A 14,834-nucleotide genomic window follows, 5' to 3' on the forward strand; every position below is an offset into this window, starting at 1 on the left:
ACTGGGGCGGGAACCGGGGGTGGCCGGTTCCCGCCCCAGCCGTGTCCCGACCGTCCCGGGGGTCGGCCATGCGCGGTCCGGCCGTTGTGGTGCCCTCGCCACCGTACGGGACGCTGCCGTCGGCTGCAGCGGCAGCGAGGGCGCTCCCGCCAAGCCCACCGCCGCATCACCGGTGTCTCTGATGCGTCTCTGCACCGGGCCGTCGAGACGGTGCGGCAGGGCAACGCGCCGCCGGACTTCGGGACGACCGGGATGACGGCGGCGGCTCCGCTGCTGCATTCTCGGGGCGTCCTTGCGGACGGCCGTACGGTCACGGCGTGGCCGGAGCGGCAGGTCCGCGACCCGGAGTCACCGGGTGTACGGGGCGGGCCCAGCGGTGGGGCTGCAGGTGCGGCCGCGTCGCGGGGAGATGCGTCCGCCGTCCGGGGTGCCAGGCCCCGGGTGGGGCTGGATGCGGCGGCAGGCCACCGGCTGACGCCGGTGGCCTGGGAGGTGTCGGGACGGGCGCCCGGACGCAGTGATGCCGCGGCGCCTGCTCCGGTGCGGTCGGGGTGGGGCAGGCGCCGCGGCGTACGCTCCCCGGCCTGCCGCACGTCGGTGTGCGGCAGGCCGGGGCCGTGAGGTGTGCCGTCAGACCGTCAGCGGGCGGTCGGTCGGGCGGATGGGGGCGGGCAGCGCGCTGCTGCCGCCGCTGAGGTGGGCGTCGACGGCGGCGGCCGCGGAGCGGCCCTCGGCGATGGCCCAGACGATCAGCGACTGGCCGCGGCCGGCGTCGCCGCAGACGAAGACGCCCTCGGCGTTGGTGGCGAAGCGGCCGTCGCGGGCGATGTTGCCGCGGGCGTCCAGCTCCACACCCAGCTGCTCGACCAGGCCGTTGCGCTGGTCGGTGCCGGTGAAGCCCATGGCGAGGGTGACCAGCTGCGCGGGGATGGTGCGCTCGGTGCCCTCGACGGGCTGGAAGCGTCCGTCCTTGAACTCGACCTCGACCAGGTGGAGTTCCTGGACGTTGCCGTCCTCGTCACCGGTGAAGTGGGTGGTGTTGACCGCGTAGACGCGCTCGCCGCCCTCCTCGTGGGCCGAGGTGACCTTGTAGGTCATCGGCATGGTCGGCCAGGGCTGGTGGCCGGGGCGCTCGTCGGAGGGCCGGGGCATGATCTCCAGCTGGGTGACGGAGGCCGCGCCCTGCCGGTGGGCGGTGCCGACGCAGTCGGCGCCGGTGTCGCCACCGCCGATGACCACGACGTGCTTGCCCGCGGCGGTGATGGGCGGCTCGACGAAGTCGCCCTCCTGGACCTTGTTGGCCAGCGGCAGGTACTCCATGGCCTGGTAGATGCCCTGGAGCTCACGGCCGGGCACGGGCAGGTCGCGGGCGGTGGTGGCGCCGGCGGCGACCACGACCGCGTCGAACCGCTCGCGCAGCTGCTGGCCGGTGATGTCCTCGCCGACGTGGACGCCGGTGCGGAACCGGGTGCCCTCGGCGCGCATCTGCTCGACGCGCCGGTTGACGTGGCGCTTCTCCATCTTGAACTCGGGGATGCCGTAGCGCAGCAGGCCGCCGATGCGGTCGGCGCGCTCGTACACCACCACGGTGTGCCCGGCGCGGGTGAGCTGCTGGGCGGCGGCGAGACCGGCCGGGCCGGAGCCGATGACGGCGACGGTCTTGCCGGAGAGGCGCTCGGGGATCTGCGGCGTGACGTCGCCGTTCTCCCAGGCCTTGTCGATGATGGTGACCTCGACGTTCTTGATGGTCACCGGGGCCTGGTTGATGCCGAGGACGCACGCCGACTCGCACGGGGCGGGGCAGAGCCGCCCGGTGAACTCGGGGAAGTTGTTGGTGGCGTGCAGCCGCTCGCTGGCGGCGGTCCAGTCGTCGCGCCAGGCGAGGTCGTTCCACTCGGGGATGAGGTTCCCCAGCGGACAGCCGTTGTGGCAGAACGGGATGCCGCAGTCCATGCAGCGGCCGGCCTGCTTGGTGATGATCGGCAGCAGGCTGCGCTCGACGTAGACCTCGTTCCAGTCCCGGATCCGGACGTCGACGGGCCGACGCTCGGCGTGCTGCTGCGGGGTGGTGAGGAATCCCTTCGGGTCAGCCATTAGCCGCCTCCATCATCTTCGAGGTGGTCTCGGACTCGGAGAGCCCGTCGCGCTCGGCGGCTTCCTTGGCGGCGAGCACTGCCTTGTAGTCCCTGGGCATGATCTTGGAGAACCGGGAGACACCGGCGCCCCAGTCGGCGAGGAGTTCGGCGGCGACGGTGGAGCCGGTCTCCTCGTAGTGCTGCTGCACGGTCTCGCGCAGCCAGGTGCGGTCGGCCTCGTCGGGGCCCTCGATGCCGACCATCCCGCCGTTGACGTGGGAGGGGCGCAGGTCGAGGACGTAGGCGATGCCGCCGGACATGCCGGCCGCGAAGTTGCGTCCGGTCTCGCCGAGGACGACGACGCGTCCGCCGGTCATGTACTCGCAGCCGTGGTCGCCGACGCCTTCGACGACCAGGGTGGCGCCGGAGTTGCGGACGGCGAAGCGCTCGCCGGCCTTGCCGCGCAGGTGGATGCGGCCGCTGGTGGCGCCGTACCCGATGGTGTTGCCGGCGATGACGTGGCTCTGGGCGTCGGCGCCGATGGCCGCGGCGTCGCGGGACGGGCGGACGATCAGGACGCCGCCGGAGAGGCCCTTGCCGACGTAGTCGTTGGCGTCGCCCTCCAGGCGCAGGGTGATGCCGTTGGGGACGAAGGCGCCGAAGGACTGGCCGGCGGAGCCGGTGAAGGTGACGTCGATGGTGCCTTCGGGCAGGCCCGCGCCGCGGTACCGCTTGGTCACCTCGTGGCCGAGCATGGTGCCGACGGTGCGGTTGACGTTGCGGATGGGCAGCTGGACGCGGACGGCCTCGCCGTGCTCGAGCGCCTCGGAGCAGAGGCTGATCAGCTCGTTGTCGAGGGCCTTGTCCAGGCCGTGGTCCTGCTCGGTGGTGCGGTGCAGGGCCGCGCCTTCGGGCAGGGCGGGGACGTGCAGCAGCGGGGCGATGTCCAGTCCGGCGGCCTTCCAGTGGTCGACGGCCTCGGTGGCGTCGATCAGCTCGGCGTGGCCGACGGCCTCCTCGATGGAGCGGAAGCCCAGCTCGGCGAGGAGTTCGCGGACCTCTTCGGCGATGAACTCGAAGAAGTTGACGACGAACTCCGGCTTGCCGGTGAACCGGTCGCGCAGCACGGGGTTCTGGGTGGCGACGCCGACCGGGCAGGTGTCGAGGTGGCAGACGCGCATCATGACGCAGCCGGAGACGACCAGCGGGGCGGTGGCGAAGCCGAACTCCTCGGCGCCGAGCAGCGCGGCGATGACCACGTCACGGCCGGTCTTCAGCTGGCCGTCGGTCTGCACGACGATGCGGTCGCGCAGGCCGTTGAGCAGCAGGGTCTGCTGGGTCTCGGCGAGGCCGAGCTCCCAGGGGCCGCCGGCGTGCTTGAGGGAGGTCAGCGGGGAGGCGCCGGTTCCGCCGTCGTGGCCGGAGATCAGCACGACGTCCGCGTGGGCCTTGGAGACGCCCGCCGCGACCGTGCCGACGCCGACCTCGGAGACCAGCTTCACATGGATGCGGGCGTCCCGGTTGGCGTTCTTGAGGTCGTGGATGAGCTGGGCGAGGTCCTCGATGGAGTAGATGTCGTGGTGCGGCGGCGGGGAGATCAGGCCGACGCCGGGGGTGGAGTGCCGGGTCTTGGCGACCCAGGGGTAGACCTTGTGGCCGGGCAGCTGGCCGCCCTCGCCGGGCTTGGCGCCCTGGGCCATCTTGATCTGGATGTCGTCGGCGTTGACCAGGTACTCGGAGGTGACGCCGAAGCGGCCGGAGGCGACCTGCTTGATCGCGGAGCGGCGCTCGGGGTCGTGGAGGCGCTCGGGGTCCTCGCCGCCCTCGCCGGTGTTGGACTTGCCGCCGAGGCGGTTCATGGCGATGGCGAGCGTCTCGTGGGCCTCCATGGAGATGGAGCCGTAGGACATGGCGCCGGTGGAGAACCGCTTGACGATCTCGGAGACCGGCTCGACCTCGTCGATGGAGATGGAGGGGCGGTCGCCGTCCTTGAGCTTGAAGAGGCCGCGCAGCGTCATCAGCCGCGTGGACTGCTCGTTCACCCGCTCGGTGTACTGCTTGAAGATGTCGTACCGGCGGGCACGGGTGGAGTGCTGGAGCCGGAAGACGGTCTCGGGGTCGAAGAGGTGGGGCTCGCCCTCGCGGCGCCACTGGTACTCGCCGCCGATCTCCAGCGCGCGGTGCGCGGAGGGGATGCCGGAGGCGGGGTAGGCCTTGGCGTGGCGGGCGGCGACCTCGCGGGCGATCTCGTCCAGGCCGATGCCGCCGAGCTTGGTGGTGGTGCCGGCGAAGTAGGTGTCGACCAGGTCCTGGGAGAGGCCGATGGCCTCGAAGACCTGGGCGCCGCGGTAGGAGGCGACAGTGGAGATGCCCATCTTGGACATCACCTTGAGGACGCCCTTGCCGAGGGCCTTGATGAGGTTGCGGATGGCGCGCTCGGGCTCGACGCCCTCGACGAAGACCCCGGAGCGGACCTGGTCCTCGACGGACTCCATGGCCAGGTAGGGGTTGATCGCGGCGGCGCCGTAGCCGATCAGCAGCGCGACGTGGTGGACCTCGCGGACGTCTCCGGCCTCGACCAGCAGCGACACCTGGGTGCGCTGCTTGGTGCGGATGAGGTGGTGGTGGACGGCGGAGGTGAGCAGCAGGGAGGGGATCGGGGCGTGCTCGGCGTCGGAGTGCCGGTCGGAGAGCACGATGATCCGGGCGCCGTCGGCGAGCGCGGCGTCGGCTTCGGCGGCGATCTCCTCCAGGCGGGCGGCGAGGGCGGCGCCGCCGCCGGAGACGCGGTAGAGGCCGGAGAGGGTGACGGCCTTGAGGCCGGGCTGGTCTCCGTCGGCGTTGATGTGGACGAGCTTGGCCAGCTCGTCGTTGTCGATCACCGGGAAGGGCACGTTGACGGTGCGGCAGGACGCCGGCTCGGCCTTGAGCAGGTTGCCCTCGGGGCCGAGGTTGGAGCCGAGGGAGGTGACCAGCTCCTCCCGGATGGCGTCCAGCGGCGGGTTGGTGACCTGCGCGAAGAGCTGGGTGAAGTAGTCGAAGAGCAGCCGCGGCTTGTCGGAGAGGGCCGCGATGGGGGTGTCGGTGCCCATGGAGCCGATGGGCTCGGCGCCGGTGCGGGCCATCGGGGCGAGGAGGACGCGGAGTTCCTCCTCGGTGTAGCCGAAGGTCTGCTGGCGGCGGGTGACCGAGGCGTGGGTGTGCACGATGTGCTCGCGCTCGGGGAGGTTGCCCAGCTGGATCTGGCCGGCGGCGAGCCACTCGGCGTAGGGGTGCTCGGCGGCGAGGGCGGACTTGATCTCGTCGTCCTCGACGATGCGGTTCTCGGCGGTGTCCACCAGGAACATCCGGCCGGGCTGCAGGCGGCCCTTGCGGACGACCTTCTCCTGGGGGATGTCCAGGACGCCGACCTCGGAGGAGAGGACGACCAGGCCGTCCTCGGTGATCCAGTAGCGGGCGGGGCGCAGGCCGTTGCGGTCCAGGACGGCGCCGATCTGGGTGCCGTCGGTGAAGGTGACGCAGGCCGGGCCGTCCCAGGGCTCCATGAGGTTGGAGTGGTAGCGGTAGAAGGCGCGGCGGGCGGCGTCCATGGTGGCGTGGTTCTCCCACGCCTCCGGGATCATCATCAGCACCGAGTGGGGCAGCGAGCGGCCGCCGAGGTGGAGCAGCTCCAGGACCTCGTCGAAGGAGGCCGAGTCGGAGTGGTCCGGGGTGCAGATCGGGAAGATCCGGTCCAGGTCACCGGGGATGAGGTCGGTGGCGAGCTGGGACTCGCGGGCGCGCATCCAGTTGCGGTTGCCCTTGACCGTGTTGATCTCGCCGTTGTGGGCGACGAAGCGGTACGGGTGGGCGAGCGGCCAGCTGGGGAAGGTGTTGGTGGAGAACCGGGAGTGGACCAGGCCCAGCGCGGAGGCGTAGAGGCGGTCGGAGAGGTCCGGGAAGAACGGCTCCAGCTGCCCGGTGGTGAGCATGCCCTTGTAGACGATGGTGCGGGAGGAGAGCGAGGCGAAGTAGATCCCGATCTCACGCTCGGCGCGCTTGCGGACGACGTAGGCGATCCGGTCGAGGTGGATGCCGGTGCGGGCGTCCTGCTGGTCCGCGGAGGTGAGGAAGAGCTGGCGGAAGCGCGGCATGACCGAGCGGGCGGTGGCGCCCAGCAGGTCGGGGGTGACCGGGACGTCGCGCCAGCCGAGGACGGTGAGGCCCTCCTCGGCGGCGATGGCCTCGGTGCGGGCTGCGGCTTCGGCGGCGGCGGCGTCCTCGTCGGGGAGGAAGGCGATGCCGACGGCGTAGCTGCCGGCGGCGGGCAGCTCGAAGTCGGTGCTGGCGCGCAGGAAGGCGTCGGGGATCTGGGTGAGGATGCCGGCGCCGTCGCCGGAGTCCGGCTCGGAGCCGGTCGCCCCGCGGTGCTCGAGGTTGCGCAGCACCGTGAGCGCCTGCTCGACGATGCGGTGGTCCGCAATGCCGGTCAGCGTAGCCACGAAGCCGACGCCGCAGGCGTCGTGCTCGTTGCGCGGGTCGTACAGGCCCTGGGCAGCGGGGCGCGCGTCCTTGACGGCCGCGTAAGGCCCGGAGCGCATGGACGCAGACAGCATCGGCTCTCCCGTCGTCGTCTTTTGGCAATTTGCTTGCGCAAGAGAGACGACGTTGGCCCTCTGCGATTTCGTGCAGGTTACATGATGCCGCGTGTACCGGGAAGTGGAATTCCGCGTCCACGATTCGGACGCAGCCCCTGGTCAGGCACTGTTACCCGTCGGTAGTGGCATCGGGGGACGACGCTGGATCACCCGCACGTCCTGGGAAGTGTGCCCCTTGCCACGGACGGTGAAACCGCGCCTTAACACCTGCGTGGGCGGCAGGCCCGCGCAACGCTGCGCTCGGCCTCGGCGCCCGGAGGCCACCTGCCCTCTCTCGATGGTAGGCGACCGGGCCCGGCAGTCGGCTGTGTGGAACATCACGCCACCCACTGCATGATTATGCAGTGGGGGCGGTGACCGTACGGAGCGCGCGAAGCGCCCCCGTCAGCCGATGCCGCTGCCGATCAGCCGACCCAGCAGGAAGGTCAGTCCGGCGGCCGCACCGCCGAGCACCAGCTGCCGCAGACCGCTGTACCACCAGCTGCGGGCGGTGACCCGGGAGACCACCGCACCGCAGAGGAAGAGCCCCAGCAGCGCCACCACCAGGGCCGGCAGCAGACTGCTCGCCCCCAGCAGATATGGCAGCAGCGGCAGCAGCGCCCCCAGCGCGAACGCCCCGAAGGAGGAGACCGCCGCCAGCAGCGGCGAGGGCAGGTCGTTGGGGTCCACACCGAGCTCCTCGCGGGCGTGGATCTCCAGTGCCCGCTCCGGGTCAGCGGACAGCTGGCGGGCGACCTCCCTGGCGAGCTCCGGCTCCACCCCCCGTGCCACATAGAGCTCGGCCAGCTCGGCCAGCTCGTCGTGCGGGTTGTGGCGCAGCTCCCGGCGTTCGACCTCCAGCTCGGCCTCCACCAGCTCGCGCTGGGAGGCCACCGAGGTGTACTCCCCCGCGGCCATGGAGAACGCCCCCGCGGCCAGGCCCGCCAGGCCGGCGAGCACCACCGTGGTCCGGGAGGCGTCGCCGCCCACCACACCGGTCATCAGGGCGACATTGGAGACCAGGCCGTCCATCGCCCCGAAGACGGCGGGGCGCAGCCAGCCGCCGTTGACGTCGCGGTGGCTGTGCTGGTGCGCCTCGGCCACTACCGGTTCCACGACCGGCTCGGTGAGCGTCGTTGCCACGGTGGTCCGTCCCCTCGTGCCGTTGCCCCGCCCCCGCGCCGGAGGCCCTCAGTCCTGCCAACGTAGTGCCCTGGCCAACTTCTTTCCAGCAAGGGAAGCCTGACCGAACCCCCTGGTCGTGGGCGTTCTTCCCGGTCGTGGCGGCGGTCCGGGCGGGGGCTGCCGGCTCCGGGCGGGAAAGGCAGCGGCCGTCCCCGCCGGTGGGCGGGGACGGCCGCGGGGCGCGTTCGGGGGGTCAGCTGCGCTTGCCCGCCTCGGGGGCCGGGTCCGGTACGAGGCCGGCCCGGCGCTCGTCGTCGATCCTGGCCGCCTCGGCCAGCGCGGCGTCACCGGCGGACGGCTTCGGCCGGTCCTCGGGGGCGAGGGCGTCGCCGCCGTCCGTGACGTCGGCGGCCTCGGCACCGTCCGTACGGTCGGCTGAGCCGGTCGGGCCGCCGTCCTGCGGGTCGTCGACGGCCGCGCGGGCCGCCGGGTCGATGTCGGTCTCCCGGCCGGGGTGCCGCTTGGCGGAGAGCACCAGGTAGACCACGGCGCCCAGGAAGACCACGATCGACGTCCAGTCGTTGAGCCGCAGGCCCAGGATGTGGTGCGCCTCGTCCACCCGCAGGTACTCGATCCAGAACCGGCCCACCGTGTACGCCGCGACATACAGCGCGAAGGCACGGCCATGGCCGAGGCGGAAGCGGCGGTCGGCCCAGATCACCAGCACCGCCACCCCGATGCACCACAGCGACTCGTAGAGGAACGTCGGGTGGTAGGTGGCCAGGGCCTTGGTGGCGTCCGGCCGGTGGTCGTAGTCGATGGTGAGGCCCCAGGGCAGCGTGGTCGGCTTGCCGAAGAGCTCCTGGTTGAACCAGTTGCCCCAGCGGCCGCAGGCCTGGGCCAGGGCGATGCCGGGGGCGACCGCGTCCGCCCAGGCGGGCAGCGGCACTCCGGCGCGGCGGCAGCCGATCCAGGCGCCGAGGGCGCCCAGGGCGATGGCGCCCCAGATCCCCAGGCCGCCGTTCCAGATCTTCAGCGCGTCGATCGGGTGCTTGCCCGGGTCGAAGTAGAGCTGGTGATCCGTGATCACGTGGTAGAGGCGGCCGCCGACCAGTCCGAAGGGCACGGCCCAGACCGCGACGTCACCCACCGTGTGGGAGGCGCCACCCCGGGCGACCCAGCGTTTGCTGCCGAGCCAGACGGCGACGACGACGCCGATGATGATGCAGAAAGCGTAGGCGCGCAGCGGGATCGGTCCGAGGTGGATCACGCCCCGCGACGGGCTCGGAATGAATGCAAGGTCCATGGCATAGAAGACGCTACCGTGCTGGGCCCGGCGCGTCGGTACCGGTTGGGGCACAACCTGCGCCGTCGCGCCCGAACGGGCCCGCGACGGCGCAGGAGTGCGAGTCAGCGTGTGGTGGTGGAGTGTACGCCCGGAGCCTGGGGTGCGGCGCCCCCCTCGGCGGCCGGCGCGGGGGCGGCGGCCGTTCCGTGCGTACCGGCCGTACCGTGCGCTCCGGCCGTGCCGTGCGTGCGGCCCGCGTGGTGCCCGGCGGGGACGTACGGCACGGCGGGGGCCGGGGCGACGGCGGGGGTGTGCCGGACGCCCGCCTTGGCCGTGGCCGCTTCGGCCGCGGCGTGTCCCGTGGTCGCGGGGTGCGCGGAGCCGGCGTGTCCACCGGCCGGACGGGCGGCCTTGGCCGAGGGGGAGGCCGCCGGCGTGGACGGCGTGCCGAGCGGCTTGCCCTTGTTGGCGGCGTTCACCCAGGCCACCAGGTTGGCGGGAGTGATCTGCTGGCCGTCCTTGCTCGGGAAGACGGACTTCCCGTTCAGCAGCACGGTGGGGGTGGAGGTGAAGCCGGACTTGTCGAAGTCCTCCTGGACCGCGGAGACCCAGTCGCCGTACGTGTTGTCCTTGACGCACGTCTCGAAGGTGGGCGTGACGAGCCCCGGCACCTGCTTGGCCAGGGTGATCAGCCGGCCCCGGTCGCTCCAGGCGTCGGAGGTCTCCGGCGGCTGGTTGGCGTAGAGGACGTTGTGGTACGCGCGGAACTTCCCCGCGTCCTGGGCGCAGGCCAGGGCGTTGGCGCCGTTCTTGGAGCCGGTGCCGTTGTCGTGCCGGTCGATGAAGGACACGATGTGGTAGTTGCCGACGATCTTGCCCTGGTTCTTGAGCTTGTCGACCGTGGGCCGGAAGGTCTTCTCGAAGAGCTGGCAGGCCGGGCAGCGCGGGTCCTCGTAGACCGTGAGGGTGGACGGGGCGTTGGCCGCCCCGTCCGGGATGACCAGCCTGCGGTCGCCGATGGTACCGGCGGGCGCCGCCACCGGGGTGGCCGGCTTGCTCCGCATGCTCTGCACCGCGACGCCCACCCCGACCGCCACGGCGAGTACGGCGACCACCGAACCGATCACCAACAGCTTCTTGTTGCGCCGGGAACGGGCCTCCTGGGCCTGCCGCTCGGCGAGCAGCCGCTCCCTGGCGCTGCGCTTGCCGTCTCGGTTCTTCTCACTCATCTGCATGGGCTGCCTTGCTGGTCACGGGGAGGGCTGCATCCCTTGCGAAGGGACGGGCCGGCCGGTCGGCCGGAGCTCAGGGGCGGCGACGGCTCAAGCGGCCAGCCAGCCGTCGGCGGAGAAGCGGCTGCGGGGCTTCCACATCAGCCAGGCGGCCAGCAGCAGGAAGCCGGTGTCGCGCAGGATCTCCTGGAGGTACTTGGTCTGTGAGGAGGCGACCTGGCCGCCCCCGCCGAAGCAGCCGCAGTCGATGGTCAGACCGCGGGCCCAGACGGAGGAGATGCCGGAGATGAACACCAGCAGCAGCACCCCGGAGAGGACGGCGGCGACCCTGGTGCCCAGCCCGGCCAGCAGCAGCAGTGCCAGCGCCAGCTCCAGGAACGGCAGGCCGTAGCCGACCGGCTTGACCAGCGTCTCCGGCAGGATCCGGTAGGCGCGGACCGCCTGGGCCGCCACCGCCGGGTCCGAGATCTTCGCCAGCCCCGCCCAGGCCCAGACGGCGGCGAGCGCCAGCCGCGCGGCCGTGGACACCCAGGCGGCGGCCGCGCCGTCCAGGACCCGCCGCGCCCCCGACGCGGGGCCGGAGCTGACGTCGTGGGAGCTGACGTCGTGGGAGCGGCCGCCCGGGTCACGGCCGCCCGGGTCACGGTCGTCGGGGTCACGGTCGTCGGGGTCACGGGTGAACATGGCGTCCTGCGATGCGGTCATTCGGTCGTCCCCCTCGGAGAACCGGCCCGGGGCGCGGGCACGGTGCGGTCGGCAGCGGAAAGGTCCATGTGCGGGAAACCCGTCGGGGCGGGCCGGGGTTCCCCGCGCCGCGGCGTCCGGGTGCGGCGGTCAGCCGCGCGCCGCCAGCAGGAAGCGCCTCAGGGCGGCGGGGTCCCGGGCGAGGTCGGGCCGGGCCGCCAGGTCGACCGGCCGCCCGCCCACCACCATCCCGGGGGAGCCGGAGCGCACCCGGCGGTCGTGGCGGTCGTAGGCGCGCTGTGAGGTGGCGACCCAGGAGGCGTACCGCTGGGTGCGGACCGCGCGGTCGAAGGCCGGGCTGCGCAGCCCCGGGACCTGGGAGGCGATGTCCAGCAGCCGGCGGACGGTGAAGCCGCCGCGCCGCCCGGGCGGCTGCTCCTGGTACAGCAGCGCGTTGAACACCGGGAAGCGGCCGGCCGCCAGGGCCGCGCGGGCGGCGTTGGCCGCCCGGTGGGCGTCCTCGCCGGACTGTCGCGCCTGCGGGGCGGAGCCGGTGATCCGCCGGATCCACACGGTGCCGTCGGCCGCCAGGTCGGCCAGCATCCGGCCCTGCGCCTGTTCGAAGCGGCGGCTGCCGGGGTCGCGGTAGTCCTCGTAGAGGGTCAGGGTGACGGGCGCCCGGGCGCTGCCGACCGCCATCGCCACTCCGTCGGGGTCCAGGCGGGCGGGCAGCGCCATCAGGGTGGCCGCGCCGGCGATGCGCGGTCCGGGCGGCCCCACGGGCCGGGCTCCGGGGATCGCCGGTGCGGTCAGCGGTCCGGCCACCGGACGGCCCACGGAGGGGGCGCGCAGCAGGCCGCCCGGGCCGCCCGCCGGCAGCGCCCGGGACTGGGTCAGCATCGCCCCGGCGAGCCGGGCGTGGTCCCCGGGGTGGGCAGCGCGGTCCGCCAGAGCCCGGCCGACCGCTGTCTCACCGGCCACGGCGGCGACGAGCGCCGCCACCGCCACGGTGGCTCGCAGGACTCTGGCGCGCTGGTACCGGGCCACGGGGATCCTCTCGGTGACGATTCGCCGGCGGACGGCGACGCCCGGGAAGGGGGGCGCCGCCGGGATCTGCCGGTACGGCCAACGAGCGGAGGGGCGGCACGGTTGTGCCGCGGGTGCGGGGTCCACCCGTACGGGGGAGGCGATGCCCTGCCGGGCGCGCAGCCTGCGGCGACGCGCCCCCGCGCGGCTCCGCACGGACCCCCGTCAGGGGACCGGCCCGCCGACGCGGGGTCGGCGGGCCGGGTGTACGGGGGTGGTGTTGCTCAGCGGCGGCGGACTCCCGCCGCCAGTTCGCTGGCGAGGGCGCGGACGGCGGCCAGGCCGGCCTCCTCGTCCCCGGCGGCGTCCAGCAGGCGCTGGACGAAGGCCGAGCCCACGATGACGCCGTCCGCGAAGGCGGCGACCTCGGCGGCCTGGTCGGGGGTGGAGACGCCCAGGCCGACACAGACCGGCAGGTCGGTGGTGGCCCGGGTCCGCTTCACCAGGTCCTCGGCCTGGTGGCCGACCTGGGTGCGGGTGCCGGTGACCCCCATGACGGCGGCGGCGTAGACGAAGCCCGAGCCCACCGCGGTGATCCGGGCCAGCCGCTCGTCGCGGTTGCTGGGGGCGACCACGAAGACGGTGTCCAGACCGTGCTTCGCGGCGGCCGTCCGCCACTCCTCGGACTCCTCCACCGGCAGGTCGGGCAGGATGCAGCCCGCTCCCCCGGCGGCGGCCAGGTCGGCGGCGAACCGCTCGGTGCCGTAGTGGTCCACCGGGTTCCAGTAGGTCATCACCAGCACCGGGGCGTCCACGGCCGAGGCGACCTCACGGACGGTCCGCAGCACGTCGGCGATGCGGATGCCGCCGCGCAGCGCGATGTCGTCCGCGGTCTGGATGGTGGGGCCGTCCAGCACCGGGTCGGAGTGCGGCAGGCCGATCTCGACGGCGTCGCAGCCGCCCTCGACCAGGGCGCGGACCGCCTTGATGCCGCCGTCGACGCTGGGGAACCCGGCCGGCAGATAGCCGATGAGGGCGGCGCGGTTCTCCGCCCTGGCCGCGGCGAGGGCGGCGCTGAGCTTGCTCTCGGTGCTCATGGTCACTTCCCCAGCTTCTCGTCGGCGTCGGTGGTGATGGCGCGGTCGGACGGGGCGCCGGGGTCGCGTCCCGGGTCGTCCAGCAGGCCGAAGTACTCCGCGGCGGTGTGCATGTCCTTGTCGCCGCGGCCGGAGAGGTTCACCAGGATGACGGCGTCCGGGCCGAGTTCGCGGCCCAGCTCCAGGGCGCCGGCCAGGGCGTGGGCGGACTCGATGGCCGGGATGATGCCCTCGGTGCGGGAGAGCTGCAGCAGTGCCTGCATGGCCTGGTCGTCGGTGACCGGGCGGTACTCGGCGCGGCCGGTGTCCTTCAGCCAGGAGTGCTCCGGGCCGATGCCGGGGTAGTCCAGGCCCGCCGAGATGGAGTGCGACTCGATGGTCTGGCCGTCCTCGTCCTGCAGCATGTAGCTGCGGGCGCCGTGCAGCACTCCGGGGCTGCCCTTGGTGAGGGTGGCGGCGTGGCGGGGGGTGTCCACGCCCTCGCCGGCGGCCTCGCAGCCGATCAGCCGCACCCCGCTGTCGGGGATGAACTCGTGGAAGATGCCCATGGCGTTGGAGCCGCCGCCGACGCAGGCCACCACGGCGTCCGGCAGTCGGCCGACGCGGTCCAGGACCTGGGCGCGGGCCTCGATGCCGATGACCCGGTGGAAGTCGCGGACCATCATGGGGAAGGGGTGCGGGCCGGCGACGGTGCCGAAGAGGTAGTGGGTGGAGTCGACGTTGGCGACCCAGTCGCGGAACGCCTCGTTGATGGCGTCCTTGAGGGTGCGGCTGCCGGACTTCACGGCGATGACCTCGGCGCCCAGCATCCGCATCCGGGCGACGTTCAGGGCCTGCCGCTGGGTGTCGACCTCGCCCATGTAGATGGTGCAGTCCAGGCCGAAGAGGGCGCAGGCGGTGGCGGTGGCCACGCCGTGCTGGCCGGCGCCGGTCTCGGCGATGACCCGGGTCTTGCCCATCCGGCGGGTCAGCAGGGCCTGGCCCAGCACGTTGTTGATCTTGTGCGAGCCGGTGTGGTTGAGGTCCTCGCGCTTGAGCAGGACCCGGGCGCCGCCGGCCAGCTCGGAGAAGCGGCGGACGTCGGTCAGTGCGCTGGGTCGGCCGGTGTAGTCCTTGAGCAGGCCGTCCAGTTCGGCGGCGAACGCCGGGTCGGCCTTGGCCTTCTCGTACTCGTCGGCGACCTGCTCCACGGCGGCGACCAGCGCCTCCGGGATGAAACGTCCGCCGAAGCGGCCGAAGTAGCCGCGGGCGTCCGGAACCTGCGGTGGGGTGTGATGGTCCGTGGACATGACGGATCCCTCTGTGTGTGGGCCGAAATAGCTGTGGTCGTACCAGCTGCGTGCGGCCGGGGCGGCTGCCCCTCCCCCTCCGGTCGGGGGTGTGCGGAGACGGGGCCCGTTCAGGCCCTGCCGTCCGGCTGCCGCGTCCGGCAGCGCCATCGGCGGCCCTGCACCTGGCCGGGCTCGCATCCGATGACGTAACGCACCCGGCGGCCCCGCACCCGGCGGGCGGGGGCACGGCAGCCGCGAGGGCGGCAGCCGGGCGCGTTACGCGAGGTCAGGGACATGGCCGCAGGTCAGCCCCGGCCGTGCCGCAGCGCGGGATGGGCACCGGCGGCGACCAGGTCGGCGACGGCCGCCTTGGGGTCGCCCCCGACGACCAGGGACTCGCCGACCAGGACCGCGTCGGCG

At 73.2% G+C, this 14,834-nt stretch carries 10 protein-coding genes and 1 pseudogene; all 11 read right to left on the reverse strand.

Annotated elements, in window-relative coordinates:
• Positions 1 to 630 precede the first annotated feature (630 nt).
• Entirely contained in the window at positions 631 to 2,094 is a 1,464-nt protein-coding gene (locus tag AOK09_RS19095; protein ID WP_055588420.1) for a glutamate synthase subunit beta, read from the reverse strand.
• Entirely contained in the window at positions 2,087 to 6,670 is a 4,584-nt protein-coding gene (gene gltB / locus AOK09_RS19100) for a glutamate synthase large subunit (protein WP_055588421.1), read from the reverse strand. The genes AOK09_RS19095 and gltB overlap by 8 nt, the downstream gene beginning before the upstream one ends.
• Before the next feature lie 426 nt (positions 6,671 to 7,096).
• Positions 7,097 to 7,834, reverse strand: a complete 738-nt coding sequence (locus AOK09_RS19105) for a VIT1/CCC1 transporter family protein (protein WP_407675418.1) — start codon at positions 7,832 to 7,834, stop codon at positions 7,097 to 7,099.
• Positions 7,835 to 8,069: 235 nt separating this feature from the next.
• Complete coding sequence (lgt, locus tag AOK09_RS19110) at positions 8,070 to 9,122, reverse strand: prolipoprotein diacylglyceryl transferase (protein WP_055588422.1); 1,053 nt, start codon at positions 9,120 to 9,122, stop codon at positions 8,070 to 8,072.
• A 104-nt stretch (positions 9,123 to 9,226) separates the two neighbouring features.
• Positions 9,227 to 10,333, reverse strand: a complete 1,107-nt coding sequence (locus AOK09_RS19115) for a DsbA family protein (RefSeq protein WP_107101382.1) — start codon at positions 10,331 to 10,333, stop codon at positions 9,227 to 9,229.
• 93 nt (positions 10,334 to 10,426) lie between these two features.
• Complete coding sequence (locus tag AOK09_RS19120) at positions 10,427 to 11,041, reverse strand: MauE/DoxX family redox-associated membrane protein (RefSeq protein ID WP_245687365.1); 615 nt, start codon at positions 11,039 to 11,041, stop codon at positions 10,427 to 10,429.
• 129 nt (positions 11,042 to 11,170) lie between these two features.
• Positions 11,171 to 12,067: a thioredoxin domain-containing protein gene (locus tag AOK09_RS19125; protein WP_055588423.1), complete on the reverse strand. Its 897-nt coding sequence runs from the start codon at positions 12,065 to 12,067 to the stop codon at positions 11,171 to 11,173.
• Between the two features lie 263 nt (positions 12,068 to 12,330).
• Positions 12,331 to 13,143: a tryptophan synthase subunit alpha gene (trpA, locus tag AOK09_RS19130; protein ID WP_055588424.1), complete on the reverse strand. Its 813-nt coding sequence runs from the start codon at positions 13,141 to 13,143 to the stop codon at positions 12,331 to 12,333.
• 2 nt (positions 13,144 to 13,145) lie between these two features.
• Entirely contained in the window at positions 13,146 to 14,432 is a 1,287-nt protein-coding gene (trpB, locus tag AOK09_RS19135; RefSeq protein WP_055588425.1) for a tryptophan synthase subunit beta, read from the reverse strand.
• 110 nt (positions 14,433 to 14,542) lie between these two features.
• Complete coding sequence (gene trpM, locus AOK09_RS43695; RefSeq protein ID WP_407675419.1) at positions 14,543 to 14,710, reverse strand: tryptophan biosynthesis modulator TrpM; 168 nt, start codon at positions 14,708 to 14,710, stop codon at positions 14,543 to 14,545.
• Between the two features lie 9 nt (positions 14,711 to 14,719).
• Positions 14,720 to 14,834 (reverse strand): annotated as a pseudogene (locus AOK09_RS39195) (indole-3-glycerol-phosphate synthase TrpC); the annotation flags it as partial.

It is taken from the genome of Peterkaempfera griseoplana, assembly GCF_001418575.1.
Taxonomy (GTDB): domain Bacteria; phylum Actinomycetota; class Actinomycetes; order Streptomycetales; family Streptomycetaceae; genus Peterkaempfera; species Peterkaempfera griseoplana.